The organism is Adlercreutzia sp. DFI.6.23, assembly GCF_024462535.1.
GTDB classification, from domain to species: Bacteria; Actinomycetota; Coriobacteriia; order Coriobacteriales; family Eggerthellaceae; genus Adlercreutzia; species Adlercreutzia rubneri.
On record NZ_JANGBP010000402.1, the window covers coordinates 1 to 308 of the forward strand.

A 308-nucleotide genomic window follows, 5' to 3' on the forward strand; every position below is an offset into this window, starting at 1 on the left:
GCCTAGTTGACATAACGGGAGGCGAATCCCGCCGCGCGGCTCCCGGCGTCGGTGGCCTCGATGCAGCCGATGCCCACCACGCCAGCGACGACCATAATGGCCAGCATGATGGCCGCAGGCTTCACACGCGCCCGCATTTCCTGGGCGAAGAGCTTTCCTAGCATCGGAACTCCTCTCGGAAGAACGCGTCCAGCGTCGTGCCCGTCCCCTGGGTCACATAGGCCACGGGCGCGTGCAGAAGCATCTGGCCATAGCGCAGATGGATGAAGTCGTCCAGAAACGCCTCCACGTCGCGCACGAGGTGGGTG

At 64.9% G+C, this 308-nt stretch carries 1 protein-coding gene; it reads right to left on the reverse strand.

What is annotated here, in order from left to right:
* Window positions 1–2: 2 nt before the first annotated feature.
* A complete protein-coding gene (locus NE591_RS13900) occupies window positions 3–164 on the reverse strand; it encodes a hypothetical protein (protein ID WP_256156936.1) in 162 nt (53 codons plus the stop codon).
* Window positions 165–308 lie beyond the last annotated feature (144 nt).